This is a genomic window from Pseudomonas sp. HR1 (assembly GCF_030175875.1).
Lineage (GTDB): Bacteria > Pseudomonadota > Gammaproteobacteria > Pseudomonadales > Pseudomonadaceae > Chryseomonas > Chryseomonas oryzihabitans.
The window spans coordinates 1060180-1084506 of the sequence record NZ_JASNRF010000001.1 but is presented as its reverse complement, the minus strand read 5'-3'; the positions used below and the strand labels follow the sequence as shown (position 1 = coordinate 1084506).

Below are 24327 nucleotides of genomic sequence, written 5' to 3'. Positions count from 1 at the left end.
GCCTCTCGGTGGTTATAGCCTTGGCTAAATTAGATAGCACAACCTATCAGAGGTGCAGGAAGACTTTGTAACCTGGGATGAGAGGGATAAGGGACAGGGACGAACAGGGCAAGGCGCCTCGCTCAGGACAGGGCGGAGGCGCTGATGAGGGCTGCAGAGGCCGGCGGGACCGGCCTGATTGGCAGGGATCAGTGCGCGGCGTGGGCCGTCATGCCGCGCGAGCGCTCGGGCTGGGTCTCCAACGGACGACGTTCGGCGTGTCCGTCGAGCAGCTTGTCCAGCAGACCGCGCAGGGCGCGTTTCTTGAGTTCTTTCAGCATCGCGAATCCTCCCGGGATCGTTATAGCCTTGGCTATATTAAATAGCAGACCCTATCGAGAGGTGTTAGTGCTTTTTCTCAATCGGATAAATAGAGGCGCCCTAAACCTCTCGGGCTAGAGCGACCGGACGAGCCGGGAGCGATGCCTAGTCACCCTCCTCCACCCGCGTCCTCAGGCGGCGACGGGCTTCCTGCGGCGCCAGGCCGGTCCAGCGCCGGAAAGCCCGGCGGAAATTGCGCAGATCGCCAAAGCCGGTCTGAAAGGCCACCTCGGCCAGCGCCAGGTCGGCCCGGCCGAGCAGCGTCAGGGCGCGATCACGACGCGCTTCGTCGACCAGTGCCTGATAGTGGGTACCCGCCGCCTCGAGACGGCGCCGCAGGGTCCGTTCGCTGAGATTGAGCGGCGCGGCCAGTTGCGCCAGGGTCGGCGGCGCATCCAGTCGCTTGCGGATCTCGCGCTGCAGGCCCTCGACCAGATCCGTTCGCAGCGGATCGTAGCCAGCCGTCGCGCCCAGCAATTCGATCACCTCGGCGGCCACGGCGTCGTCGTGGGTGGCGAGGGGCATGTGCAGCCAGGCAGGATCGAATTCGATGGCGGTCACCGGCGCGGCGAAACGCACCGGGCACTCGAACAAGGCCGCATAGCGCTCGCCATGCGGTGGAGCGGGATAATCCAGGCTCAGCGCCCGCGGCGGCAACCGTGTCCCGGCCAGATGGCGGGCGACGCCTAGCACGCTGGCCAGCCCCTCCTCCATGTAGAAGGCGGTCACCGCCGGCTCGTGGAAGCGTGGCGTCAGCACCAGCCGCACCGCCGCCGCCCCCTGCTCCAGGCCATAGTCGAGCATGGCACCGGCCTGCCGCTGATAGTGCAACCCCAGCTCCAGGGCCGCGCCCAGGGTGGCGCAGGCCTGCATGCCGAGACCGACCAGGCCGAGCGAGACGCTGGTCTGCCGGGCGCCGACCGCCAGGCCCAGGCCGTCGTCGCCCAAATGCGCCAGGCAGCGCCTGACCAGCAGATAGCCCTGCCGGTGCGACAGGCGAAAGCCCGGCCGCTGCACGTCGGCCGCCGTGAAGCCCAGGCCGCGGCAGAGTCGCTCCACGTCGGCGTTGCGGTCGGCCGCCACGCGCAGCAGCAGCCGCGACACCTGGGGCGGCGCCGAGGCACGGGAAAAGCGCGGATCGACGGGGTCCGGCATGACGACGCTCCTCGGGCGACAACCTGGCTGGACGTTAACCCAGTGGCGACCGGGCGAAAATCCCTTGGCAACGGCTGTCCGTTTCGGCCCCCTTCCCTGGCCGCCGCCACCCTGCCGTGGCCCCTCGACCCGCCGCTAAGGTTGCCTCGACACCCACGCGTGGAGACCTGCATGAACGACGACCTCTCCTACCAGGACTGCGGCGAGCGCATCTGCATCGTCGGCGGCGGCCCCGGCGGCCTGTGCATGGCCCGCGCCCTCAAGCGCCGCGGCCTGGACTACGAGCAATTCGAGCGCCACAGCGACTTCGGCGGCGTCTGGGACCTGGATAACCCCGGCACGCCCATGTACGAATCCGCCCACTTCATCTCGTCGCGAGACCTCTCGGGCTTTCTCGACTATCCGATGCCCCGCGCCTTTCCCGACTATCCCGGCAATCGCCAGATCCTCGACTACCTGCGCGCCTTCGCCCGCACCTTCGGGCTCTACGCCCAGGCCCGCTTCAACACCGCCGTCGAACGGGTCGACAAGGATGCGGATGGCCGCTGGATCGTCACCCTCGACAGCGGTGAACGCCGCCGCTACCGGGCGCTGATCTGCGCCACCGGCTGCAACTGGGACCCCAACCTGCCGGAGATCCCGGGGCACTTCAGCGGCGAGATCCGCCACGCGGTCAGCTACCGGCGTGCGGCGGAATTCCAGGGCAAGCGGGTGCTCATCGTCGGCGCCGGCAATTCCGGGGCCGACATCGCCTGCGACGCCGCCGCCAACGCCGAGCGCGCCTTCATCAGCCTGAGGCGCGGCTATCACTTCATCCCCAAGCACCTCTTCGGCGTGCCGGCGGACGTCTTCGGCGAACGCGGTCCGCGCCTGCCGCTGTGGCTGGAACGGCCGCTGTTCCAGGGTCTGCTGCGCCTGCTGCAAGGCGACCTGACCCGCTTCGGCCTGCCGAAGCCGGACCATCGCCTGTTCGAAAGCCATCCGCTGCTCAACAGCCAGCTGCTGCACCACCTGCAGCACGGCAACATCCAGGCACGGCCGGACGTCTCGCACTTCGAGGGCGACCAGGTGGTGTTTCGCGATGGCAGCCGGGAAGGTCTCGACCTGGTGCTCTATGCCACCGGCTATCGCTGGAGTTGCCGCTACGCCGCCGACTACTTCAGCTGGCAGCACGGCCGGCCGCAGCTCTATCTGTCCATCTTCAGTCGTGAACACCGCAACCTGTTCGGCATCGGCTATCTGGAGACCAACTCCAGTGCCTACAAGCTGTTCGATCAGGAAGCCCACCTGATCGCCTGCCACCTGGCCGACCAGCTCCAGCGCCCGCACCAGGCCCGCGAATTCCAGGCACTGATCCAGCAGGACGACCCGGACCTCTCCGGCGGCATCCGCTTCGTCGACTCGCCCCGCCACGCCGTCTACCTGGAGGTGCACGCCCTGCAGAACCATCTGCGCCAGCTGCGCCGCCGGCTGGGCTGGAGCGACCTGACCCCGGGTTATTTCGATCCCCTGCGCCAGGCGCCCGAGCCGCTTCCGGCCAGCCTGCCCACCCCGTCCTGAGCGAGCCTGCCCATGAGCGACGTCATCCTGATCACCGGTGCCGCCGGCGGCATCGGTCAATGCCTGGCGCGGCAACTCAGCCGCCGACCGGTCCAGCTGGTCCTGGTGGATCGCGACGCCAGAGGCCTGGCCGCCCTGCGCGCCGAGTTGGGCGAAACCACCCTGACCTACGCCGCCGATCTCTGCAACGAAGACCAGCTCGCCGCCCTGATCGACTTCGTCCAGCAGCGCTGCGGTCGCCTCGATGCCCTGGTCAACAACGCCGCCATCGTCCGCGTCGGCCCCCTCACCGAACGCTCTCCGGCGAGCATTCGCCAGGAGCTCGACATCAACCTGCTGGCGCCCCTGCTGCTCACGCGGCTGGCCATTCCCCTGCTCCGGCGCTCGACCAATGCCCGGCTGGTCACCACCGTCTCCCTGGCGGGCATCTTTCCCACCCCGGAGAGCCCCATCTATTGCGCCAGCAAGTTCGGCCTGCGCGGCGCCATGCTCGCCCTAGCCCAGGATCTCGCGCCCCAGGGCATCCGCGTCTGCTGCGTCCTGCCGTCGGCCACCGACACCCCGATGCTGCGCCACGAGGCCATCGCCGGCGGCAACGCCCTGCAATTCATGGATCCGCCCCAGTCACCCGATACGGTGGCGCGGCTGCTGGTGCGGGTGCTGGATCGACCGCGCCTGGAAAGCGCGCCGCGCGCCGGCGAACTCTGGCTGAGCCGGCTGGCGATGCTGGTGCCCGACCTGCTGCCGCGCCTATTGCCGTTCTTTCAGCGCCGCGGTGAACGCGGCCTGCGTCGCTATCTCAGCGACCTGGAGCAACGCGGCCTGGCCGAACGCCACGAAGGCACCTGGCGCCTGCGCCCGGACGACCGACCCGACTAGCCTTCTTTCGGAAACAAAAAAGGGGCCCGCAGGCCCCAAGGGAAATCGAAGTGATCTCAGCCTTCGATTTCGATCAACACCTCGCCCGGATTGACCCGGTCGCCCTTGGCCACCCGCACCGCGGTGACGGTGCCGGCGATGGGCGCCTGGATCTCGGTTTCCATCTTCATGGCTTCGGTGACCAGCACGCCCTGCCCGGCCCTGACCTGGTCACCCTCCTTGACCAGCACCTCGACGATGTTGCCCGGCATGGTGGTGCTGACGTCGCCCGGACGCTCCGCCTGGCGCCGCCGCTGACCGCCCTCGGCGACGAAGTCGCCACTGGCTTCGAACACCACCTCTTCCGGCACCCCGTCGATGGACAGGTAGAAGTGCCGCTTGCCTTCGCTCTTGAGGCCGATGCCGGTGATGTCCACCTGGTAGGTCTCGCCGTGCACGTCGACGCTGAAGGCGGTCGGCACGCCCTGGCCGCCCACCGCGGCCACGCCATCGGCCGACGGCATGGGCAGCAGGGCTTCCGGCACCAGGGTCCCGGCGGCGCGTTCCTCGAGGAACTTGCGCCCGATGTCGGGGAACATGGCAAAGGTCATCACGTCTTCTTCGCTCTTGGCCAGGTCGCCGATCTCGGCGCGCAGCCGGGCCAGCTCGGGACTGAGCAGATCGGCCGGACGCACCTCGATGACCTCCTCCTGGCCAATGGCCTGCTTGCGCAGCTGCTCGCAGATGGCGCCCGGCGCCTTGCCGTAGCGGCCCTGCAGATAGAGCTTCACCTCGTTGGTGATGGTCTTGTAGCGCTCGCCGGCCAGCACGTTGAAGAAGGCCTGGGTGCCGACGATCTGCGAGGTCGGGGTCACCAGGGGTGGATAGCCCAGGTCCTTGCGTACCCGCGGGATCTCTTCCAGCACCTCGTTCATGCGATTGAGGGCGCCCTGCTCGCGCAACTGGTTGGCCAGGTTGGAGATCATGCCGCCCGGCACCTGGTTGACCTGCACCCGGGTGTCGACCCCGGTAAATTCGCTCTCGAACTGGTGGTACTTCTTGCGCACCGCATGGAAATACAGGCCGATCTCCTGCAGCAGCTCCAGGTCCAGACCGGTGTCATAGGGCGTGTCGCGCAGGGCCGCGACCATGGATTCGGTCCCCGGGTGGCTGGTGCCCCAGGCCATGCTGGAGATCGCCGTGTCGATGCGATCGGCGCCGTTCTCCACCGCCTTGAGCTGGCACATGGCGGCCACCCCGGCGGTGTCGTGGGAGTGCACCACCACGTCCAGGGTCAGGGCCTCCTTGAGCGCCTTGACCAGCTCGCCGGTGGCATAGGGCGTCAGCAGGCCGGCCATGTCCTTGATGGCGATGGAGTCCACGCCCAGGTCGGCCATGCGCCGCGCCTGGTCGACGAAGGCCGCGACGGTGTGCACCGGGCTGGTGGTGTAGCAGAGGGTGCCCTGGGCATGCTTGCCGCTGGCCTTGACCGCGCGGATGGCGGTTTCCAGGTTACGCACGTCGTTCATGGCATCGAAGATGCGGAAGACGTCGGTGCCATTGGCGGCGGCGCGCTCGACGAAGGCCTCCACCACGTCATCGCTGTAGTGCCGGTAGCCGAGCAGATTCTGGCCGCGCAGGAGCATCTGCAGCCGGGTATTGGGCAGCGCCTTGCGCAGCTGGCGCAGACGCTCCCAGGGATCTTCCTTGAGGAAGCGCACGCAGGCGTCGAAGGTGGCGCCGCCCCAGACTTCCAGCGACCAGTAGCCGACCTGGTCGAGCTTGGCGCAGATCGGCAGCATGTCTTCGGTGCGCATGCGGGTCGCCAGCAGCGATTGGTGGGCGTCGCGCAGGATGGTGTCGGTGATCTGGATGCTTTTCATTGTTCTGTCGTCCTTACAGACCGGCGTGGGCGGCGATGGCGGCGGCGATGGCGATGGCCAGGTGCGTCGGGTTGCGCTTGATCGAGTACTGGGTCAGCTCCGGATGGCTTTCCACGAAGCTGGTGTTGAAGCGCCCGCTGCGGAATTCGGGATCGCGCAGGATGGCACCGTAATAGGGCGCGGTGGTCTTCACCCCCTGCACGCGCATGTCGTCCAGGGCGCGCAGGCCACGATCCATGGCCTCTTCCCAGGTCAGCGCCCAGACGATCAGCTTGAGGCACATGGAGTCGTAGTACGGCGGGATCACGTAGCCGGTGTAGATGGCGGTGTCGGTTCGCACCCCCGGTCCGCCCGGTGCGTAGTAGCGAGTGATCTTGCCGAAGCTCGGCAGGAAGTTGTTCTTCGGGTCCTCGGCATTGATGCGGAACTGCAGGGCGAAGCCGCGGTGCTGGACGTCTTCCTGGGCAAAGGACAGCGGTAGGCCCGAGGCGATGCGGATCTGCTCGCGAACGATGTCGATGCCGGTGATTTCCTCGGTGATGGTGTGCTCCACCTGCACCCGGGTATTCATCTCCATGAAATACACCTCGCCCTCGGCGAGCAGGAATTCCACGGTACCGGCGTTCTCGTAACCCACTGCCTTGGCCGCGCGCACCGCCAGGTCGCCGATGTAGGCGCGCTGCTCGGGGGTCAGCTGGGGGCTGGGCGCGATCTCGATCAGCTTCTGGTTGCGCCGCTGGATGGAGCAGTCGCGCTCGAACAGGTGCACGGTGTTGCCGTGGCTGTCGGCGAGGATCTGCGCCTCGATGTGCTTGGGATTGACGATGCACTTCTCGAGAAACACCTCGGCCGAGCCGAAGGCCTTGGTCGCCTCGGAGATCACCCGCGGATAGGCCTGCTCCAGTTCCTCGCGGGAGTTGCAGCGGCGGATACCGCGACCGCCGCCGCCGGAGGTGGCCTTGAGCATCACCGGATAACCGAGGCGATCGCCTTCGCGCAGGGCCTCGGCGATGTCCGCCACGTTGCCCTCGGTGCCCGGGGTGCAGGGCACGCCAGCGGCGATCATGCTGCGCCGGGCCTCGGTCTTGTCACCCATGCGGCGGATGACCTCGGCGGACGGCCCGATGAAGCGGATCCCGCGCTGGGCGCAGATTTCCGCCAGCTCGGCGTTTTCGGAAAGGAAGCCATAGCCGGGATGCAGGGCGTCGCAACCGGTCTCCACGGCCAGGTTAACCAGTTTGCGCGGGTTGAGATAACCCTCCAGCGGATCGCTGCCGATGCCATGGGCTTCGTCGGCACGTTTCACGTGGAGCGCTTGGCGATCCGCATCGGAGTAGACCGCCACCGAGCGAATGCCCATCTCGGCACAGGCACGCACGATGCGCACGGCGATCTCGCCCCGATTGGCGATAAGTATCTTCTTGATCACACCTGGCTCCTTGTCTGCTGCAGCCTGCAGCCGCTTGTTATTGCCGGTGACCTGAAGCTACGCCAGGGTCTCTCTTATGGAAAATAAATAATTGTTGGATACTCCATAAGTCATCCCTTATGGATCTCTGAGATGCCCATGCGCAAGCCCCTGATGCGGCTCACCTTTCGCCAATTGCAGGTATTCGAGGCCGTGTGCGAGGCCCGCTCCTACAGCCGCGCGGCCGACATCATGGCGCTGACCCAGCCGGCGGTGAGCCTGCAGGTCCGTCAGCTCGAAGAGGTGGTGGGCGCCCCGCTGTTCAACTACGTCAATCGCACCCTCTACCTCACCGAAGCCGGCGAGGCCCTGCGCCAGACCGGGCGCGATCTCTTCGCCCGCCTGGGCAGCCTGGATATGCAGCTGTCAGATCTGCGCGGCGCCCTGCACGGCCAGCTGCGACTGGGGGTGGAAAGCAGCGCCCAGTACCTGGCGCCGCACCTGTTCAGCCAGTTCCGCAGCAGCCATCCCCAGGTCGATCTGGCGCTGACCGTGGGCAACCATGCCCGGGTGCTGCGTCGGCTGACGGAGAATCGCGAGGACGTGGCGCTGATGTCCGGGGTGCCCAGTGGCTCGGACCTGGATTTCCTGCCCTTGCTGGACAACGCCATCGTCGCCGTGGCGCGCCCGGGCCATGCCCTGGCCGGCCGCCATGGCCTGAGCCTGCGCGATCTGACGGCCTATCCGCTGCTGGTACGCGAGGTCGGCTCCGGCACGCGCCAGGCCTGCGAGGACTATCTCAAGCAGAAGCGCGCGCACTTCGCCGAACAGCTGGAGATCGGCGCCTTCGAGGCGCAGCGCGAGGCGGTCCGCGCCGGACTCGGCCTGGCGCTGCTGCCGCGCCAGGCCATTCGCAGTGATCTCGCCGCCGGCAGCTTGGTCGAGCTGGACGTCGCCGAATTGCCGCTGCGGCGCTCCTGGTGCGTGGTGCAGGTACGTGGCAAGCCGCTGTCGCCGGTGGCTCAGGCCTTCGTCGACTACCTGCGCAGCCAGCGCAGCCTGATCAATGCGTTAGGTATTGCCCTGGAGCCTGCTGTCGGCGCTGGGCCTGGCGCTCGTCCAGCAGCTGATTGAGAAACAGCAATTCATCGAGTTCCACGGCGAGTCGCTGCTCTTCGGCACGGGCTTCGATGGCGCGGCGGAATTTCATCCGCCGTTGATCCTGTAGCTTTCTGCGGGTCTTGCTGTCGAGACGAACGCTGGATTCCTGGATGAGAGCGGTCATGCCAATTCCTCCGGGCTGGGATCGGAATGGGCAGCTTCACCCTAACAGGTGACGATTTGGCGACAAAAAGACGACTATTGGGTGTCGCTGTGCTTGGTCGATTTCGATGACAACCGCAGGCTGCGCAAGCTGCGCTTCACACCCTTGAGGTGCTCGACCAGGGCCGGACCGCGGGACATGGCCACGCCCATGGCCAGCACATCGATCACCACCAGGTGGGCGATCCGCGAGGTCAGGGGCACATAGATATCGGTGTCTTCGTGCACGTCGATGGCGATGTTGACCGTCGACAGATCGGCCAGCGGCGTCTGCCCCGGGCAGATGGTGATCAGGGCCGCGCCGTTGTCGCGCACCAGGTTGGCGGTGATCAGCAGGTCCTTGGAGCGGCCCGACTGGGAGATGCAGATGGCCGCATCGGAGGCCGTCAGGGTCGCTGCCGACATCGCCTGCATGTGCGGATCGGAATAGGCGGTGGCGCTGAGCTGCAGGCGAAAGAACTTGTGCTGGGCGTCGTTGGCCACCGAACCCGAGGCACCGAAGCCGTAGAACATCACCCGCTGGGCCTTGGCGATCGCCTCGATCGCCGTTTCCAGCGCACGCATGTCCAGGCGCTCGCGCACGTCCATGAGGGTATGCAGGGTGGTGTCGAAGATCTTCAGACTGAAGTCTTCCACCGCATCGTTCTCGTGGATGGCGAACTGGCCGAAACTGGCCCCCGCCGCCAGGCTCTGGGCCAGGCGCAGCTTGAGATCCTGGAAGCCGTCGCAGCCGATGGCGCGGCAGAAACGCACGATGGTGGGCTCGCTGACGCCGACGTTGTGGGCGAGGTCGGCCATGGAGCTGTGCATGACGGCAGCCGGATCCACCATGACCTGCTCGGCGACCTTGAGCTCCGACTTGCGCAGCAGGTGGCGGGATTGAGCAATGTGTTGCATGAGGTTCACAGGCGTATCTCGTCTAGCGGGCGGATGTAGTGCGTCGTACTTATACTACATAACGGTCGCCAAGGCTCTTGGTCATTACGATTCAGCACGGTCTTTTTCGCGCCCGTATCGGCACTTGGTAGTCATCCGCACGACCGACTACCTGAGCCCGAGCAGCTTTTGAACCGCTCTGCGCAAGGCCTTGCGCAGATTCCCGAGCGGTGGCGCACAGTTGCTCTGCCCCGCCCCTGTAGTGCTTTTGCAACCCACTGATCAGAAAGGAATTTTCGGTTCTGGCATAGCCCTTGTTAGTTCTTGGTACCCGGGCCATGAAGGCCTATCACCAGGCAAGGAGAGCACCATGCCAACCCCCGCGTACCTGTCCCTCGAAGGCACCAAGCAAGGCCTGATCACCGCCGGCACCTTTACCGAAGACTCGGTCGGCAACATCTTCCAGGAAGGTCACGAAGACCAGATCCTGGTCCAGGCCTTCAACCATCAGGTGATCATTCCCCGCGATCCCCAGTCGGGTCAGCCCACCGGCCAGCGCGTGCACAAGCCGCTGATGATCACCAAGGTGTTCGACAAGGCCTCGCCGCTGATCTTCAACGCCCTCACCTCCGGCGAACGCCTCGGCAAGTGCCGCCTGGAGTGGTACCGCACCTCGGCCACCGGCACCCAGGAGCACTACTTCACCATCGAACTCGAGGACGCCATCATCGTCGACGTCCAGTCGCGCATGCCCAACTGCCAGGACCCGAGCATGGCGCACTTCACCCACCTGGAAGACGTCTACTTCACCTACCGCAAGATCGTCTGGACCCACGAGGTCTCCGGCACCTCCGGTTCCGACGACTGGCGCTCGCCGATCGCCGCCTGAGGCGCCGACTGCAAGCATTACTCTGCCCCCCCGCCAGCCCCGCTGGCTGGGGGGTCCGCTGCCCTGCGCCACCCGCCTCGCCTCCCATCCGTCCGGTTTGGCGCTCCTTCTGCCGCATCGGTAGAATGCGGCGATGAACGACGACATTTCCCTGCTGCTCAATTCCCTCAACGATGCCCAGCGTCAGGCCGTGGCCGCGCCCCTGGGTCGCCAACTGGTCCTGGCCGGTGCCGGCTCGGGCAAGACCCGGGTGCTGGTGCACCGCATCGCCTGGCTGATCCAGGTCGAGCGCGCCTCGCCGCACTCCATCCTCTCGGTGACCTTCACCAACAAGGCCGCCGCGGAGATGCGCCACCGCATCGAGCAATTGCTCGGCATGAGTCCCCAAGGCATGTGGGTCGGCACCTTCCACGGCCTGGCCCACCGCCTGTTGCGGGCGCACTGGCAGGAAGCGGGGCTTTCGCAGAATTTCCAGATCCTCGACAGCGACGACCAGCAGCGCATCGTCAAGCGGGTGATCCGCGAACTGGGCCTCGACGAGCAGCGCTGGCCGGCACGCCAGGCGCAGTGGTTCATCAACGGCCAGAAGGACGAAGGCCTGCGACCGCAGCACATCCAGGCCGCCGGCGATCTCTTCCTCAGCACAATGCGCAGCATCTACGAAGCCTACGAGGCGGCCTGCGCGCGCGCCGGGGTGATCGACTTCTCCGAGCTGCTGCTGCGCGCCCTGGATCTGTGGCGCAACAATCCCAGCCTGCTGGAACACTACCAGCGGCGCTTCCAGCACCTGCTGGTGGACGAATTCCAGGACACCAACGCCGTCCAGTACGCCTGGCTCAAGCACCTCGCGCAGAATGGCGCCAGCCTCATGGTGGTGGGCGACGATGACCAGTCCATCTATGGCTGGCGCGGCGCCAAGATCGAGAACATCCAGCAGTTCAACGAGGACTTCTCGGCCGAGATCATCCGCCTGGAGCAGAACTACCGCTCCACCGACACCATCCTCAAGGCCGCCAACGGCCTGATCGCCCACAACTTCGGCCGCCTCGGCAAGGAGCTATGGACCGACACCGGCGAAGGCGAGGCCATCACCCTCTATGCCGGCTTCAACGAGCACGACGAGGCGCGCTACATCGTCGAGACCATCGAGAGCGAGTTCAAGAAGGGCACCCGGCGCAGCGAGATGGCCATCCTCTACCGCTCCAACGCCCAGTCCCGGGTGCTGGAAGAGGCGCTGCTGCGCGAAAAGATCCCCTATCGCATCTATGGCGGTCTGAGATTCTTCGAGCGCGCCGAGATCAAGAACGCCATGGCCTACCTGCGGCTGATCCAGCATCGCCATGACGATGCCGCCCTGGAGCGGGTGATCAACGTGCCGCCGCGCGGCATCGGCGAAAAGACCGTGGAGGCGCTGCGCGGCGCCGCCCGCGCGCAGAACACCTCGCTGTGGCAGGCGCTGCACGACCTGGTCGGCGCCCGCGCGGTGTCGGGTCGCGCCGCCTCGGCGCTCAATGCCTTCGTCGAGCTGGTCGACACCCTGGCGCTCAAGGCCGAGGACCTGTCCCTGCACAGCCTGGTGCAGCAAATCATCGAGCAGACCGGCCTGGTCACCTTCCACAAGGAAGAAAAGGGCGAGAAGGGTCAGGCGCGGGTGGAAAACCTGGAAGAACTGGTCAGCGCCGCGCGCTCCTTCGATTTCAGCGGTGACGAGGAGATGACGCCCCTGGCGGCCTTCCTCGACCACGCCGCCCTGGAATCCGGTGACACCCAGGCCGACAGCCACGAAGACAGTGTCCAGCTGATGACCCTGCACAGCGCCAAGGGCCTGGAATTCCCCCTGGTGTTCCTGGCCGGCATGGAAGAAGGCCTGTTCCCGCACAAGATGAGCCTGGAAGAACCCGGCCGCCTGGAAGAGGAACGCCGCCTGGCCTACGTGGGCATCACCCGCGCCATGCGCCGCCTGGTGATGAGCTATGCGGAGACCCGCCGGCTCTATGGCAGCGAGACCTACAACAAGGTCTCGCGCTTCGTCCGCGAGGTACCGGACGGCCTGATCCAGGAAGTGCGGCTGTCCAATGCGGTCAAGCAGCCCTTCGCCGGCAGCCGACCCAGTCCCTTCGCCCAGGCCCCGGTGCCGGAGACCACCTTCAGTCTCGGTCAGCCGGTGCGCCACGCCCTGTTCGGCGACGGTGTCATCCTCAACTACGAGGGCTCCGGCGCCCATGCCCGGGTGCAGGTCAACTTCAAGTCCGAAGGCAGCAAGTGGCTGATGGTGAGCTACGCCAAGCTCGAACCGCTCTAGCCATGACCACCTCCTGGCTGTTCTGGGCGCTCCTGGCGGCGGCGTTCGCCGCCCTCACCGCCATCTTCGGCAAGCTGGGCGTGGAACACGTCAATGCCGACTTCGCCACCCTGCTGCGCACCCTGGTGGTCGTGGTGGTCCTGGCGGCCATCGTCCTGGCCACCGGGCAGGCGCAACCCCTGGCCAGCATCGCCGGTCGCAGCTATCTGTTCCTGTTGCTTTCGGGCGTGGCCACCGGCCTGTCCTGGCTGTGCTACTACCGGGCGCTCAAGCTGGGCCCCGCCTCGCTGGTGGCGCCAGTGGACAAGTTGAGCGTGGTGCTGGTGGCGATCTTTGGCGTGGCGCTGCTGGGTGAGCGCCTGGACCTGCGCCAGTGGTGCGGCATCGCCGCCATCGGCGGGGGCGTGCTGCTGCTGGCCTGGCGGCCCTGAGAGCCTATACAAAGTTTGCTGCGCGTCGGCCAAACTGCGTTGAAAAGCCCCTCGGAATGCTCATTTACCACTCGTAAACTCCGCTTCCTCGGGTCTTTCCGCCTTGTTTCGCTCTAGCTCGCGAAACTTTGAACAGCCTCTTAAAAGGGCGCAGGAAAAGAGCCTGACCGCCGGTGGGAGATTGCCGGACGGCAGAAAGCGGCCAAGCCCATTTCCTGCATTGCGCATTCCCTTGCCATCGATCCGCTTATTCAAACGGCCGACTTAGAGCGATTCTGCCGCGTCGATCCCCGGTGGGCAATGGCTGGATTCCGCAAAAGCGGCCTAAGGGTGTCCGCCCTTGTCCTGTTCCAGGGTCTCGATGAAGGCGATCTGCAGCCGCGAATGGACGCGGATGAACCAGCGCCACAGCACCGCGATCACCACCACCGCGACCAGGCCGATCAGCAGCAGCAGCTCGCCACGCGGCAGGATGCTGCTGCTCAGCGCGGCCAGCAGCACCAGGATGCCGGCCAGCGACAGCAGCGGGATCAGCTCGCTGACCAGTCGCCGTACCGGCTGCGTATAGCGGCCAGCCTGGTTCTGCCGCACGCTGAGTTCGGCCATCAGCATGGCCAGGGCCTTGAGCTTGCGATAGGCGGCGATCAGGCAGGGCAGCGACAGCAGCAGGGCCCCGCCCCAGATACAGGCCTTCTGCAGATCGGGATCGGTGATCCAGGTGCTGAGCCAGCCGGCCAGGCCGCCGGCGAAATAGGCGCCGCCAAGGAAGATGGCGATGACCAGCGACAGGTTGATGCCCACCTGCAGCAGGATGCGCCTCATCATGCCGGCCAGGACCGCCTTCTCGCCCTGGGGCTGGATGCTGCGCAGCCATTCGCCATAGATGCCCAGCACCCGCTGCATGGGCTGCGGCAACCAGCGGCCGATCCACAGCGCCAGCGGATCGGCGGCCTTGATCAGATAGGGTGTCAGCAGCGTGGTGATCGCCGACACGGCCACCGCCACCGGATAGAGGAAATGACTGGTGACGCCCAGGGTGATCCCGAGGGTGGCGATGATGAAGGAGAACTCGCCGATCTGCGCCAGGCCCATGCCGACCCGCAGCGAGGTCCGGCCATCGTTGCCGGCGATCAGGGTCCCCAGGCTGCAGGCGAGGATCTTGCCCAGCACCACGGCGACGCTGATCACGGTGATCGGCCAGGCGTATTCCACCAGCACCTTGGGATCGAGCAGCAGGCCGATGGCGACGAAGAAGATGGCGCTGAACATGTCGCGCAGCGGTTCCACCAGCTTCTCGATCTTAAGCAGCTGCCGCGACTCGGCCATGATGGCGCCGATCAGAAAGGCACCCAGCACCACGCTGTATTCAAGCTTGGCCACCAGCAGGCAGAAGCCGAAGCACAGCCCCAGCACCGTGATCAGCAGCATCTCGTTGCTGTCGAACTTGGCCACGTAGGCCAGCAGGCGTGGCACCAGCAGGATGCCGATGACCAGCGCCACGATCATGAACAGACTCAGCTTGCCCAGGGTCGAGGCCACCGCGCCCGGTTCCACCGAACCGCTCACCGCCAGGCCCGACAGCAGGGCGATGATGCCGATGCCGAGGATGTCCTCGACGATCAGCACGCCAAAGATCTGCTGGGCGAAGCGCTCGTGCTTCATCTTCAGCTCGTTGAGCGCCTTGACGATGATGGTGGTCGAGGAGATGGCCAGGATGGCGCCGAGGAACAGCGAATCCATATGCGACCAGCCGAACATCTGGCCCACTTGGTAACCCAGCCAGAGCATCAGGCTGATCTCGAGGAAGGCGGCGATGAAGGCCGTGGCACCCACCCGGAACAGCTTGCGCAGCGAGAATTCCAGGCCGAGGCTGAACATCAGGAAGATGACCCCCACCTCGGCGAGGGTCTTGATGCTTTCTTCGTCGTGGATCAGACCGAATGGCGGGGTGTGGGGTCCGATGATGAAGCCGGCGAGGATGTAGCCCAGGACCACGGGCTGCTTGAGGCGGTGGAAGAGGATGGTCACCACGCCGGCCACCAGCATGATGACGGCCATGTCCTGGATAAAAGCTAGAGCATGCATCGGCCGGGCCCTCCTATGACGGGCCGGGCACTCTCCCGACACCTGCGCTGACTGGAGTCCAAGACTAGCATCTGCAAACTCTTGTGACGGATTTTGCAAAAATCTGTAATAGATTGATGTGCTTGGAAATTTTCAACGGTCGTAAGCACTTGGCGCCCTGCTTCCAGGTAACGCCGACAGGGCAAAATACCGAAACAATTCACGCTGGCTGTACTTGACCGGGCAGCGCAAGATGTATTCAACACCAGACTCTTCACAGAGAGAACACCACATGCAACGCCTGATGAGCTTCTTCATGATCCTGTGCCTGGGCCTCACGCTCAGCCTGGATGCCAATGCCAAACGCATGGGCGCCGGCAAGTCCGCTGGCGCCGCGCCCATTCACCAGACCCGCCAGGCCGCGCCGACCCAGCAGCCGGGCATGGCCGCGCCCGCCGCCGGTGCTGGCGCCGCCGCCGCCGCCCGTCCCAGTGGTGCCTCGCGCTGGCTCGGCCCGCTGGCCGGTATTGCCGCCGGTGGTCTGCTCGCCTCCATGTTCATGGGTGACGGCTTCGAAGGCTTCCAGTTCTTCGACTTCCTGATCCTGGCGATCATCGCCTTCGTGATCTTCCGCCTGATCGCCCGTCGCAAGCAGCAGGCCGGTCCGCAGCCCGCCGTCGCCGGTCATGCGCCGATGCAGCGCGAGATGCCCAACCAGCCCAACAATGGCGGTCTGTTCGGCGGTGCCGCCGCTGGCGCCGCGCCGGTGATCAACGCACCGAGCTGGTTCAATGCCGAGCGCTTCGTGGCCGCCGGTCGCGAGCACTTCATGAACCTGCAGCAGCACTGGGACGCCAACGAGATGGACAAGATCTCCGAGTTCGTCACCCCGCAGATGCTGCAGTGGCTGCGTGACGAGCGCGCCGCGTTGGGCGAGGGCTTCCAGTCCACCTACATCGAGAACCTGAACGCCACCCTCGACGGTGTCGAGGATCTGCAGGGCAAGACCATCGCCACCATCACCTTCAACGGTGTATCCAAGGAATCGCGCTTCGACCAGGGCCAGCCGTTCAGCGAAAGCTGGCGCATGGAGCGCATGGCCGGCGAGAACCAGCCCTGGCTGCTGGCCGGTATCCGCCAGAACGCCTGATAAGGGCGCGTCACCGAAAAGCCCGGCTCTAAGCCGGGCTTTTTCATGGGCGCCGCCTGCCGAACATCTCTCGAAACCGCTATCAAGTCCGCACGGAAGCTGCCGTTATCCCGGACTGAACTGCTAACCTTGCGCGCCTCTTTTCCCTTTATCCGGTGCGCATTTCGAGAGAGGCCTGCTATGGAAGACGTCATCGAACGCCTGCGTGAAGAAAACGAACCCGTTCCCGTACCCCTGGAGCTGCCCGACGAAGACCTGCTGGTCGAGATCGAGGAAGAACTGCTCATCAGCCTGCCGCCGGAATTCCGCGAGTTCCTGCTGACCGTCAGCGACGTGGTCTATGGCCGCATCGAGCCGGTGACCGTCACCGATCCCCAGTCCCATACCTACCTGCCGGAAGTGGCTGCCACCGCCTGGGACGAAGGCCTGCCGCGCGAGTACATCCCCCTCTGCGCCAGCGACGACGGCTACTACTGCGTCAGCCAGGAAGGCGAGGTACTGTTGTGGGAAGATGGCGACCTGACCGACGAATCCTGGGATTCGGTCTGGGTCTGGGCGCGCGACGTCTGGCTGGAAAGCTGACCGGCCCGCTACTGAACGACCCCGCTGCGCATGGGTCTGGATAAGGCCATCACTTACGGAGGATGCGTCATGAGCACTCCCGTCGTCCTGATCACCGGTGCCGCGGGCGGCCTCGGCCGCGCCCTGGCGCAACGCTTCGCCCAGAGTCGCTGGCGCGTCGCCGCCGCCGACCGCGATGCCGAGGGCCTGCATGGCCTCAACGGCATCGTCGGCCTGGATTCCAGCGTGACCGCCGATATCTCCAGCGCCGAGGGCTGCCGTTCCCTGGTCAGCAAGGTCATGGCCCGTACCGGGCGCCTGGATGCCCTGATCAACGCGGCGGGCATCTGGCGCGAAGGCGAGGTCGAGACCTTTACCGAGGACGACTACGACCTGGTGATGGCGGTCAATCTCAAGGCCACCTTCTTCATGTGCTCGGCGGCCATCCCCTTCCTCAAGGAAAATCGCGGCGTCATCATCAACGTCGCCAGCGGCGCCGGACGCCAGCCCATCGCCGGCGCGGCGGCCTATGGCGCGGCCAAGGCCGCGGTGCGCTTCTTCAGCCAGAATCTGGCGGTGGAGCTGGCGCGCGATGGGGTACGGGTCAATGCCGTCTCGCCAGGGGACATCGACACCCCCATGCTGGACTTCCAGGCCGCCCACTATGGCAGCGGCGATCCGGCCGGGTATCGCCGCAACCTGCTCAATCGCTATCCCCAGGGTGACACCGCGCGCTTCATCCAGCCGGAAGAGGTGGCCGAATTCGTCTACTTCCTCTGCCAGCCCCAGGCGGCGGCCATTTCCGGCGCCGACCTGCCCATCGACTTCGGGCTGTCCGCCGGCCGTTGACGGCTGTGACAGACGGCGTCGGTGCGCCGTCTACAGGATTTCCCCCTCGAGGATTCGCCCATGGAAGCCGGCAACCACCAGTTGAGCATGACCATCTTGATGACCCCGGACCTGGCCAACTTTTCCGGCAATGTCCACGGCGGCGCCCTGCTCAAGCACCTCGACGAAGTGGCCTACGCCTGCGCCAGCCGCTATGCCGGACGCTATGTGGTGACCCTCTCGGTGGATCAGGTGATCTTTCGCGAACCGGTGCATGTCGGCGAACTGGTGACCTTTCTCGCCTCGGTGAACTACACCGGGACCACTTCCATGGAAATCGGCGTCAAGGTCATCACCGAGAACATCCAGCAGCGTTCGGTGCGCCACACCAACAGTTGCTTCTTCACCATGGTGGCGGTGGACGAGAACGGCAAATCCTGCCCCGTGCCCCAGCTGGAACCCGTGACCGCGGACGAGAAGCGGCGCTGTGTGCAGGCCCAGCAGCGCCGGCAGATCCGTCGGGAACTTCAAGAGCGCTATCAGGCACTCAAGGAAACCTTTTGAGTTTTGCCGGCTAGGTCGCCGTCGTTCGACGGCAGCGGCTCCAGGATCTGGCAATCCAAATCCTTGGAGCCAGCATGTCCCATGACACCCCTCTGATATCCACCCTGGCGATCGGCCTGGTCCTGGCCTTTGCCTTCGGCATCCTCGCCACCCGTCTGCGCCTGCCGCCCATCGCTGGCTATCTGCTCGCCGGGGTCGCGGCCGGCCCCTTCACGCCCGGCTTCGTCGCCGATCCCGAACTGTCCAAGGAGCTGACCGAAATCGGCGTCATCCTGCTGATGTTCGGCGTGGGTCTGCACTTCTCCATCAAGGATCTGCTGGCGGTCAAACGCATCGCCATCCCCGGCGCCATCGTGCAGATCGCCGCCGCCACCCTGATGGGCATGGGGGTGAGCCACTTCCTGGGCTGGGGGCTGGGTAGCGGCCTGGTGTTCGGGTTGTCGCTGTCGGTGGCCAGTACCGTAGTGTTGCTGCGGGCCCTGGAAGAACGCCAGATGGTGGAAAGCCGACGTGGTCGCATCGCCGTGGGCTGGCTGATCGTGGAAGACCTGCTGATGGTGCTGGCCCTGGTGGTACTGCCGGCGCTGGCCGGGCCGCTGGGTGGCGACAGCGGCGAAGAGGCGGGCCAGAGCCTGGGGCTGGAGCTGGGCCTCACCGCGCTCAAGGTTGGCGCCTTCATCGCGCTGATGCTGCTGGTGGGCCGGCGCGTCATCCCCTGGCTGCTGGCCCGGGTGGTCCGTACCGGTTCGCGCGAACTCTTCACCCTGGCGACCCTGGCCATCGCCATGGGCATCGCCTATGGCTCGGCGTCGCTGTTCGGGGTGTCCTTCGCCCTGGGCGCCTTCTTTGCCGGCGTGGTGCTCAACGAATCGGAACTCAGCCACGACGCGGCGGAGAATTCGCTACCCCTGCGCGAAGCCTTCGCCGTGCTGTTCTTCTTTTCCGTGGGTTGCCTGTTCGATCCGGAGATCCTGCTGGAACAACCCCTGGCGGTGCTGGCCACGGTGGCGGTGATCGTCTTTGGCAAGTCCATCGCCGCGACTCTGATCGTCCTGGCCTATCGTCGCCCCTTGAGCGTGGCCCTGACCATCGCCGCCAGCCTGGCGCAGATCGGCGAATTCTCCTTTATCCTCGCCAGCCTCGGCCTGTCGCTGAAACTGCTCGACCAGGGCGCTCACGACCTCATCCTGGCCGCCGCCATCATTTCCATCATCCTCAATCCGCTGCTGTTTCACGGCATCGACCTGCTGCAGCCCTGGATGGAGCGTCGCGAAGGCCGCCGGCTGATCAATGCCAAGGGCAAGCATGCGCCAGAACTGGACGACGAACCCGAGCCAGTGGCGCAACGGGGTCACCTGGTGCTGGTGGGCTATGGACGGGTGGGCCGCTATCTCTGCGATCGTCTGGATCGCGAGGATCCGCCGCTGATCGTGATCTCGGACGAACCGGAACATGTCACGGCGCTACGCCAGCAGGGATTCAAGGCGATCCTCGGCAACGCGACCCAGGACAAGGTGCTGGCACGGGCCAAGCTCGAGGAGGCGCGGGCCCTGCTGCTGGCGATTCCCAACGGCTTCGAGGCCGCCGAGATCGCGCGCCGGGCCCGCGAGCTGGCGCCGGAACTGCCTATCCTCGCCCGCGCCCATCACGAAGACGAGATCCGCCATCTGGAGCGTCATGGCGTGGACGAGGTGATCATGGGCGAACGCGAGATCGCCCATGGCATGTTCCGCTATCTGGGCCTGGAGCGGCCCGGGGAGCCCAGGGGCTCCGCCGCCTAGCGACCTAGCGGCGCTGGATCTTGAAGTTGAAGGTCTTGGTGGCCTTGCGGGGGACGATCTGGCCGCCGGAGACCCGGGGGGCGAAGCGCCATTCGCCCAGCACATCGAGCACCGCGCGCTCCAGTTGCTTGTTGGAGGCTTCCAGCACCTGGATGTCGGCCAGTCGACCGTCGGCGGTCACGGTGAACATCACCCGCACCTCGCCACCCACACCACGACGACGCAGCATTTCCGGATACTCCGGCGGCGTCATCTTGATCGGTCGGATGTCGGCGTCGTCGATGCTGCCGGTGGGCAGGCCGGCGGTCTTCGGCGGACCGGACGGTGCGGCGGCCGGCGCCGGCTGACTGGGCGCAGCCGTGGCCGCAGGCGCGGGGGCCGGCGCCGGTGCGGCCTGAGCCACCGGCTCCGGCGCGGGCTCGACCTTTTTCGGCAGCGGCTTCTGCTGGCTGTGCTCGACCGGCTTGGGCTTAGGCTTGGGTTTGGGCTTTTCCACCACCGGCTTGGGCGGCTCCACCGGTTTCGGCGGTTCCACGGGCTTGGGCGGCTCCGGTGGCGGCGGTTCGGGTTGCGGCGGCGGTGGCGCGGGCGGTGCCGGAGTCGGCGCGGGCGGCTCGGGTACCGGCTTGGGCAACTGGATGAAGCTGACCTGCATGGGTTCGTCGCCCTTGGCGATCTTCAGCTCCGGTGGCGCCTGGACCACCAGGAACAGCGCCGCGGCCATGCTGGCGTGCATGATCAGCGACAGCGCCGAGGCGGCCCCCCAGCCGCGACCCCGGGGTGGCTGCTCGCCCGGTTCCGCAGCGCCGACCGGGGTCAATACCGGGGTCAGGATCTCTTCGTTACGCTCGGGCATGCGGAACGACAGAATGGTGGCCGAGGGTTCGCTACGCTTGGCATTGACCCCTGCCACGGGCTCCACATCGCTTGCCTGGGCGGCCCTGACGGGTCCCTGGACGGATTCCAGCTCATCGCCATCGGTATGCGCAGCGACTACGAGAGGTTCAGGCTTGGCAAGAGACGTCGGAGCCATGGGAGCAATACGCAGAGGAAGTAAATTTAATAATCATTATCATTAGCTGAACAAATTTGGCAACCTCAAATGTCGCGAATGGTCCCGCCCAGCGCTTTTTCGAGGGCCTCTAGGTCCGGCTTCTCCTCCAGGATCAACTCCAGCCGGTTGTCGCGTCGCCACAGGGTCGGCTCCCAAGCGCCCTGCCCGGCCAGACCGTTGTAGGCCTGCCAGCCCTCCGCCAGCTGCAGCACCGCCTTCAGCCTGAGCAGCCCGGGGAGACCGCCCAGCAGCGCCAGCAATGCCGGGCCGTCGAAGCTGTGGCTGGGATGCCAGCGCCAACCGACGGCGTGGTGGCCCTCCAGGGTATGGCTGAAGCGCAGCGGGCGTCCGGACAGCAACAGCGCCTGCGGAGCGGACGCCGACTCGGGCTCGGGTAACTCGCCGTCGCTCGAGGTTTCACCGTCGGCCAGGGGCAGGTCGGGCAGGGCGATCCGCCCGCCTTCGGTCCAGTACAGCGGCCGATCGCCCAACTGCGCCGGCAAGCCTGCCCGCTCCAGGCCCGCGCTCTTGTTGAGCACGATCAGGCCGGCCTGGCCCAGCGCCTGCTGCTGGGCGTCCGGCAAGGGCTGGCCCTCCAGCAGTTGCCTGGCATCCACCACCCAGATCAGCGGTTGCAGACTCAGCACCCCGGTCCAGGGCGGCGCCTGGAGTTGCCGATAGAGACTGGCGGGATGGCCCAGGCCGGAAGGCTCGATGAACAGCCGCTGCGGTCGTGCCCGTCTGAGCAGTCGGGTGAGGGCTACCTGCAGGGGCACGCCCTGGACGCAGCACAGGCAGCCACCCGGGACCTCGGCGATCGCCAGGCCGTCGTCGTCCCGGGTCATGAGCGCCGCGTCGAGTCCGACCTGGCCGAATTCGTTGACCAGGATCGCCCAGCGCTCGTGGGTGGGGCGCTGGGCGAACAGCTGGCGGATCAGGGTGGTCTTGCCGGCGCCCAGAGGGCCAGCGATCACATGGGTCTTGATATCGGCGAGGCGCATGGCGGGAGGGTCGAATGCTAGAGTGGCGATTTCATCAGGGAGATGGGCTGGAATGTGGCGATTGCTGATGCCTCTGCTGCTGTTGCCGTCACTGGCGCTCGCCGATGCCTGCGTGATCCGCAGTCGTCAGGGCAGTGTGGACGTGCAGGTCTGCCAGAGCAATATCGACATCCCCGCCCAGCTGTTTCGCGACGGCTTCTGCCAGCCGCAGCTCAAGGACCAGCAGACCGAGGTCCGCTTCGTCGACCGCTGTCCGGTCGGCGAGATCGGCATCTGCCAGGGCGCCCGCAGTCCGGGCGTGCCCTATCGACAGGATATCCACTACTACGGCGAGCCCGGCGACGGCCGCTTCCTGGCCGTCGCCTGTCGGCAGCAGAATCAGGGCAGCTGGCGCGTGCCCTGAGGTTCCACGTGGAACCCTTTATTCCACGGTCACCGACTTGGCCAGATTGCGTGGCTGGTCCACGTCGGTGCCCTTGAACACGGCGACGTGGTAGGACAGCAGCTGCAGCGGGATGGTGTAGAGGATCGGCGACAGCGCATCGTGGATGTGCGGCATGGGCACGATGCGGGTGCCTTCGCCTTCCTCGAAGCCGGCACGCTCGTCGGCGAAGACGATCAGCTGACCGCCACGGGCGCGCACTTCCTGCAGGTTGGACTTGAGCTTTTCCAGCAGCTCGTTGTTGGGCGCCACCGTCACCACCGGCATGTCGGCATCCACCAGCGCCAGCGGACCGTGCTTGAGCTCACCGGCCGGATAGGCCTCGGCGTGGATGTAGGAGATCTCCTTGAGCTTGAGCGCACCCTCCATGGCCACCGGGTACTGCTCGCCACGCCCCAGGAACAGGGTGTGGTGCTTCTCAGCAAAGGATTCCGCCAGCTTTTCCACGGTCTTGTCCATGGCCAGGGCTTCGTCCAGCCGCGCCGGCAGCCGGCGCAATTCGGCCACCAGCTCGGCTTCGACGGCGGCAGCCAGACGCTGCTGGCAGCGACCTAGACTCAAGGTCAGCAGCAGCAGCGAAACCAGCTGGGTGGTAAAGGCCTTGGTCGAGGCCACACCGATCTCGGGACCGGCCTGGGTCAGGAAGCTCAGCTGGGATTCGCGCACCAGGGAGCTGGTCGCCACGTTGCAGATGGCCAGGCTGCTCAGATAGCCGGATTGCTTGGCCATGCGCAGCGCGGCCAGGGTATCGGCGGTCTCGCCCGACTGGGAGATGGTGACGAACAGGGTGTCTGGGCTGACGGCGACGCGGCGATAGCGGAATTCGCTGGCCACCTCCACCTGGCAGGGGATGCCGACGTATTCCTCGATCCAGTAGCGCGCCACCGAACCGGCATGGAAGCTGGTGCCGCAGGCGACGATCTGGACCTGGCGGACCTTGGCGAACAACTCTGACGCCGCCGGACCGAAGGCCTCGGGCAAGACCTGACCGTCACCCAGACGGCCTTCCAGGGTGCGCTGAACCACGCTGGGCTGCTCGTGGATCTCCTTGAGCATGAAGTGGCGATAGGCACCCTTGTCGGCGGCCTCGCTGCCTTCGTGGTACTGCACCGTCTCGCGCTGGACCGGCGCGCCGTTCACGTCCCAGAGCTTGACCTGATCCAGACGGATCTCGGCCACGTCACCCTCTTCCAGGTAGACGAAGCGATCGGTCACCTGACGCAGCGCCAGCTGGTCAGAGGCCAGGTAGTTCTCGCCCAGACCCAGGCCGATGACCAGGGGACTGCCGCTGCGGGTCGCCACCAGGCGATCCGGCTGCTGGCGCCAGACCGCCGCCAGGCCATAGGCGCCGTGCAACTCCTTGACCGCCGCCTTCAGCGCCGTGGTCAGGTCGCCGCTGTCCTGCAGCTTGAGGTGCAGCAGGTGGACGATGACCTCGGTGTCGGTCTGGGAGGTGAAGACATAGCCCTGGGCCTTGAGCTGGGCGCGCAGGGCCTCGTGGTTCTCGATGATGCCGTTGTGCACCACCGCCACGTCACCCTGGGAGAAATGCGGGTGGGCATTGGCTTCGGTGGGCGCACCATGGGTCGCCCAGCGGGTGTGGGCGATGCCCAGGCGACCGGCCAGGGGATCGGCCAACAGGGCCGCTTCCAGTTCGCTGACCTTGCCGATGCGGCGCAGGCGCTGCAACTCGCCCTGGGCATCCAGCAGGGCCAGGCCGGCGCTGTCGTAGCCACGGTATTCCAGGCGCTTGAGACCCTCGACCAGAATGGCGGTGATGTTACGCTCGGCAATGGCGCCGACGATTCCACACATGCTTACCTCCCCTTGCCTGTCT

General features: G+C 66.1%; 22 protein-coding genes. 12 read left to right on the top strand and 10 right to left on the bottom strand.

Annotation, left to right across the window (positions count from 1 at the left end):
* Window positions 1-188: 188 nt before the first annotated feature.
* Both QKY98_RS04920 and QKY98_RS04915 read right to left on the bottom strand, forming a co-directional pair.
* Window positions 189-320, bottom strand: a complete 132-nt coding sequence (locus QKY98_RS04920; protein ID WP_255211807.1) for a hypothetical protein — start codon at window positions 318-320, stop codon at window positions 189-191.
* 145 nt (window positions 321-465) lie between these two features.
* Entirely contained in the window at window positions 466-1515 is a 1050-nt protein-coding gene (locus QKY98_RS04915; protein ID WP_181084730.1) for an AraC family transcriptional regulator, read from the bottom strand.
* Window positions 1516-1686: 171 nt separating this feature from the next.
* Between QKY98_RS04915 and QKY98_RS04910 the strand changes: the two genes are divergently transcribed.
* Together QKY98_RS04910 and QKY98_RS04905 are read left to right on the top strand one after the other, a co-directional pair.
* The gene (locus QKY98_RS04910) at window positions 1687-3075 is read left to right on the top strand and encodes a flavin-containing monooxygenase (protein ID WP_051399169.1); all 1389 of its coding nucleotides are present in this window, start codon (window positions 1687-1689) and stop codon (window positions 3073-3075) included.
* Between the two features lie 12 nt (window positions 3076-3087).
* Window positions 3088-3954 carry an SDR family NAD(P)-dependent oxidoreductase gene (locus QKY98_RS04905; RefSeq protein ID WP_284670427.1) on the top strand — a complete coding sequence of 289 codons (867 nt, stop codon included), beginning with the start codon at window positions 3088-3090 and terminating at the stop codon, window positions 3952-3954.
* 56 nt (window positions 3955-4010) lie between these two features.
* Here the strand turns inward: QKY98_RS04905 and oadA are convergent, their stop codons facing one another.
* Together oadA and QKY98_RS04895 are read right to left on the bottom strand one after the other, a co-directional pair.
* Entirely contained in the window at window positions 4011-5816 is a 1806-nt protein-coding gene (gene oadA / locus QKY98_RS04900; RefSeq protein WP_044341253.1) for a sodium-extruding oxaloacetate decarboxylase subunit alpha, read from the bottom strand.
* A 13-nt stretch (window positions 5817-5829) separates the two neighbouring features.
* Window positions 5830-7245 carry an acetyl-CoA carboxylase biotin carboxylase subunit gene (locus QKY98_RS04895; RefSeq protein WP_027598704.1) on the bottom strand — a complete coding sequence of 472 codons (1416 nt, stop codon included), beginning with the start codon at window positions 7243-7245 and terminating at the stop codon, window positions 5830-5832.
* A gap of 138 nt (window positions 7246-7383) precedes the next feature.
* Here QKY98_RS04895 and QKY98_RS04890 point away from each other — a divergent pair, with 138 nt between their 5' ends.
* Window positions 7384-8358 carry a LysR family transcriptional regulator gene (locus QKY98_RS04890; protein WP_044341311.1) on the top strand — a complete coding sequence of 325 codons (975 nt, stop codon included), beginning with the start codon at window positions 7384-7386 and terminating at the stop codon, window positions 8356-8358.
* Here QKY98_RS04890 and QKY98_RS04885 read toward each other — a convergent pair.
* The gene (locus QKY98_RS04885) at window positions 8288-8509 is read right to left on the bottom strand and encodes a PA3496 family putative envelope integrity protein (RefSeq protein ID WP_074583361.1); all 222 of its coding nucleotides are present in this window, start codon (window positions 8507-8509) and stop codon (window positions 8288-8290) included. The two genes, QKY98_RS04890 and QKY98_RS04885, sit on opposite strands and share 71 nt — an antisense overlap.
* A gap of 74 nt (window positions 8510-8583) precedes the next feature.
* Window positions 8584-9453 (bottom strand): transcriptional regulator HexR, encoded by an 870-nt coding sequence (gene hexR / locus QKY98_RS04880; RefSeq protein ID WP_007160102.1) that lies wholly within the window; start codon window positions 9451-9453, stop codon window positions 8584-8586.
* 340 nt (window positions 9454-9793) lie between these two features.
* Between hexR and QKY98_RS04875 the strand changes: the two genes are divergently transcribed.
* The 3 genes from QKY98_RS04875 to QKY98_RS04865 all read left to right on the top strand — a co-directional run bounded on the left by QKY98_RS04875 (window position 9794) and on the right by QKY98_RS04865 (window position 13045).
* Entirely contained in the window at window positions 9794-10312 is a 519-nt protein-coding gene (locus QKY98_RS04875) for an Hcp family type VI secretion system effector (protein ID WP_017639168.1), read from the top strand.
* Window positions 10313-10445: 133 nt separating this feature from the next.
* A complete protein-coding gene (gene uvrD / locus QKY98_RS04870) occupies window positions 10446-12614 on the top strand; it encodes a DNA helicase II (RefSeq protein ID WP_144954713.1) in 2169 nt (722 codons plus the stop codon).
* Between the two features lie 2 nt (window positions 12615-12616).
* Entirely contained in the window at window positions 12617-13045 is a 429-nt protein-coding gene (locus QKY98_RS04865; protein WP_007160104.1) for an EamA family transporter, read from the top strand.
* 324 nt (window positions 13046-13369) lie between these two features.
* Here the strand turns inward: QKY98_RS04865 and QKY98_RS04860 are convergent, their stop codons facing one another.
* Window positions 13370-15130, bottom strand: a complete 1761-nt coding sequence (locus QKY98_RS04860; RefSeq protein ID WP_027598708.1) for a cation:proton antiporter — start codon at window positions 15128-15130, stop codon at window positions 13370-13372.
* Between the two features lie 271 nt (window positions 15131-15401).
* On the opposite strand from QKY98_RS04860, the gene QKY98_RS04855 reads away from it, so the two are divergent.
* From QKY98_RS04855 to ybaL, 5 genes are all read left to right on the top strand, one after another.
* Window positions 15402-16259 carry a Tim44 domain-containing protein gene (locus tag QKY98_RS04855; protein WP_027600496.1) on the top strand — a complete coding sequence of 286 codons (858 nt, stop codon included), beginning with the start codon at window positions 15402-15404 and terminating at the stop codon, window positions 16257-16259.
* 180 nt (window positions 16260-16439) lie between these two features.
* Entirely contained in the window at window positions 16440-16841 is a 402-nt protein-coding gene (locus QKY98_RS04850; protein ID WP_007160107.1) for an SMI1/KNR4 family protein, read from the top strand.
* A 69-nt stretch (window positions 16842-16910) separates the two neighbouring features.
* Window positions 16911-17669 (top strand): SDR family NAD(P)-dependent oxidoreductase, encoded by a 759-nt coding sequence (locus QKY98_RS04845; protein WP_007160108.1) that lies wholly within the window; start codon window positions 16911-16913, stop codon window positions 17667-17669.
* A 60-nt stretch (window positions 17670-17729) separates the two neighbouring features.
* On the top strand, window positions 17730-18212 hold the full coding sequence (locus tag QKY98_RS04840) for an acyl-CoA thioesterase (RefSeq protein ID WP_007160109.1): 483 nt from the start codon (window positions 17730-17732) through the stop codon (window positions 18210-18212).
* Window positions 18213-18286: 74 nt separating this feature from the next.
* On the top strand, window positions 18287-19993 hold the full coding sequence (gene ybaL, locus QKY98_RS04835) for a YbaL family putative K(+) efflux transporter (RefSeq protein ID WP_284670426.1): 1707 nt from the start codon (window positions 18287-18289) through the stop codon (window positions 19991-19993).
* A 4-nt stretch (window positions 19994-19997) separates the two neighbouring features.
* Here ybaL and QKY98_RS04830 read toward each other — a convergent pair whose 3' ends face one another.
* Both QKY98_RS04830 and QKY98_RS04825 read right to left on the bottom strand, forming a co-directional pair.
* Window positions 19998-20906, bottom strand: coding sequence for an energy transducer TonB (locus QKY98_RS04830; protein ID WP_235389885.1), 909 nt, complete (start codon window positions 20904-20906; stop codon window positions 19998-20000).
* Between the two features lie 185 nt (window positions 20907-21091).
* Window positions 21092-22048, bottom strand: a complete 957-nt coding sequence (locus QKY98_RS04825; RefSeq protein WP_284670425.1) for a CobW-like GTP-binding protein — start codon at window positions 22046-22048, stop codon at window positions 21092-21094.
* Between the two features lie 67 nt (window positions 22049-22115).
* On the opposite strand from QKY98_RS04825, the gene QKY98_RS04820 reads away from it, so the two are divergent.
* Entirely contained in the window at window positions 22116-22451 is a 336-nt protein-coding gene (locus QKY98_RS04820) for an NADH:ubiquinone oxidoreductase (protein ID WP_223855391.1), read from the top strand.
* Window positions 22452-22469: 18 nt separating this feature from the next.
* Here QKY98_RS04820 and glmS read toward each other — a convergent pair whose 3' ends face one another.
* A complete protein-coding gene (glmS, locus tag QKY98_RS04815; protein ID WP_042134960.1) occupies window positions 22470-24305 on the bottom strand; it encodes a glutamine--fructose-6-phosphate transaminase (isomerizing) in 1836 nt (611 codons plus the stop codon).
* Window positions 24306-24327 lie beyond the last annotated feature (22 nt).

Bases quoted from the DNA above. Each gene is read 5' to 3' on its own strand.
- QKY98_RS04865 (WP_007160104.1), top strand. From the start codon at position 12,617: ATGACCACCTCCTGGCTGTTCTGGGCGCTCCTGGCGGCGGCGTTCGCC.
- QKY98_RS04850 (WP_007160107.1), top strand. From the start codon at position 16,440: ATGGAAGACGTCATCGAACGCCTGCGTGAAGAAAACGAACCCGTTCCC.
- QKY98_RS04905 (WP_284670427.1), top strand. From the start codon at position 3,088: ATGAGCGACGTCATCCTGATCACCGGTGCCGCCGGCGGCATCGGTCAA.
- ybaL (WP_284670426.1), top strand. From the start codon at position 18,287: ATGTCCCATGACACCCCTCTGATATCCACCCTGGCGATCGGCCTGGTC.
- QKY98_RS04915 (WP_181084730.1), bottom strand. From the start codon at position 1,515: ATGCCGGACCCCGTCGATCCGCGCTTTTCCCGTGCCTCGGCGCCGCCC.
- QKY98_RS04875 (WP_017639168.1), top strand. From the start codon at position 9,794: ATGCCAACCCCCGCGTACCTGTCCCTCGAAGGCACCAAGCAAGGCCTG.
- QKY98_RS04910 (WP_051399169.1), top strand. From the start codon at position 1,687: ATGAACGACGACCTCTCCTACCAGGACTGCGGCGAGCGCATCTGCATC.
- QKY98_RS04885 (WP_074583361.1), bottom strand. From the start codon at position 8,509: ATGACCGCTCTCATCCAGGAATCCAGCGTTCGTCTCGACAGCAAGACC.
- oadA (WP_044341253.1), bottom strand. From the start codon at position 5,816: ATGAAAAGCATCCAGATCACCGACACCATCCTGCGCGACGCCCACCAA.
- uvrD (WP_144954713.1), top strand. From the start codon at position 10,446: ATGAACGACGACATTTCCCTGCTGCTCAATTCCCTCAACGATGCCCAG.
- QKY98_RS04890 (WP_044341311.1), top strand. From the start codon at position 7,384: ATGCGCAAGCCCCTGATGCGGCTCACCTTTCGCCAATTGCAGGTATTC.
- QKY98_RS04855 (WP_027600496.1), top strand. From the start codon at position 15,402: ATGCAACGCCTGATGAGCTTCTTCATGATCCTGTGCCTGGGCCTCACG.
- QKY98_RS04825 (WP_284670425.1), bottom strand. From the start codon at position 22,048: ATGCGCCTCGCCGATATCAAGACCCATGTGATCGCTGGCCCTCTGGGC.
- QKY98_RS04840 (WP_007160109.1), top strand. From the start codon at position 17,730: ATGGAAGCCGGCAACCACCAGTTGAGCATGACCATCTTGATGACCCCG.
- QKY98_RS04920 (WP_255211807.1), bottom strand. From the start codon at position 320: ATGCTGAAAGAACTCAAGAAACGCGCCCTGCGCGGTCTGCTGGACAAG.
- glmS (WP_042134960.1), bottom strand. From the start codon at position 24,305: ATGTGTGGAATCGTCGGCGCCATTGCCGAGCGTAACATCACCGCCATT.
- QKY98_RS04820 (WP_223855391.1), top strand. From the start codon at position 22,116: ATGCCTCTGCTGCTGTTGCCGTCACTGGCGCTCGCCGATGCCTGCGTG.
- QKY98_RS04845 (WP_007160108.1), top strand. From the start codon at position 16,911: ATGAGCACTCCCGTCGTCCTGATCACCGGTGCCGCGGGCGGCCTCGGC.
- QKY98_RS04860 (WP_027598708.1), bottom strand. From the start codon at position 15,130: ATGCATGCTCTAGCTTTTATCCAGGACATGGCCGTCATCATGCTGGTG.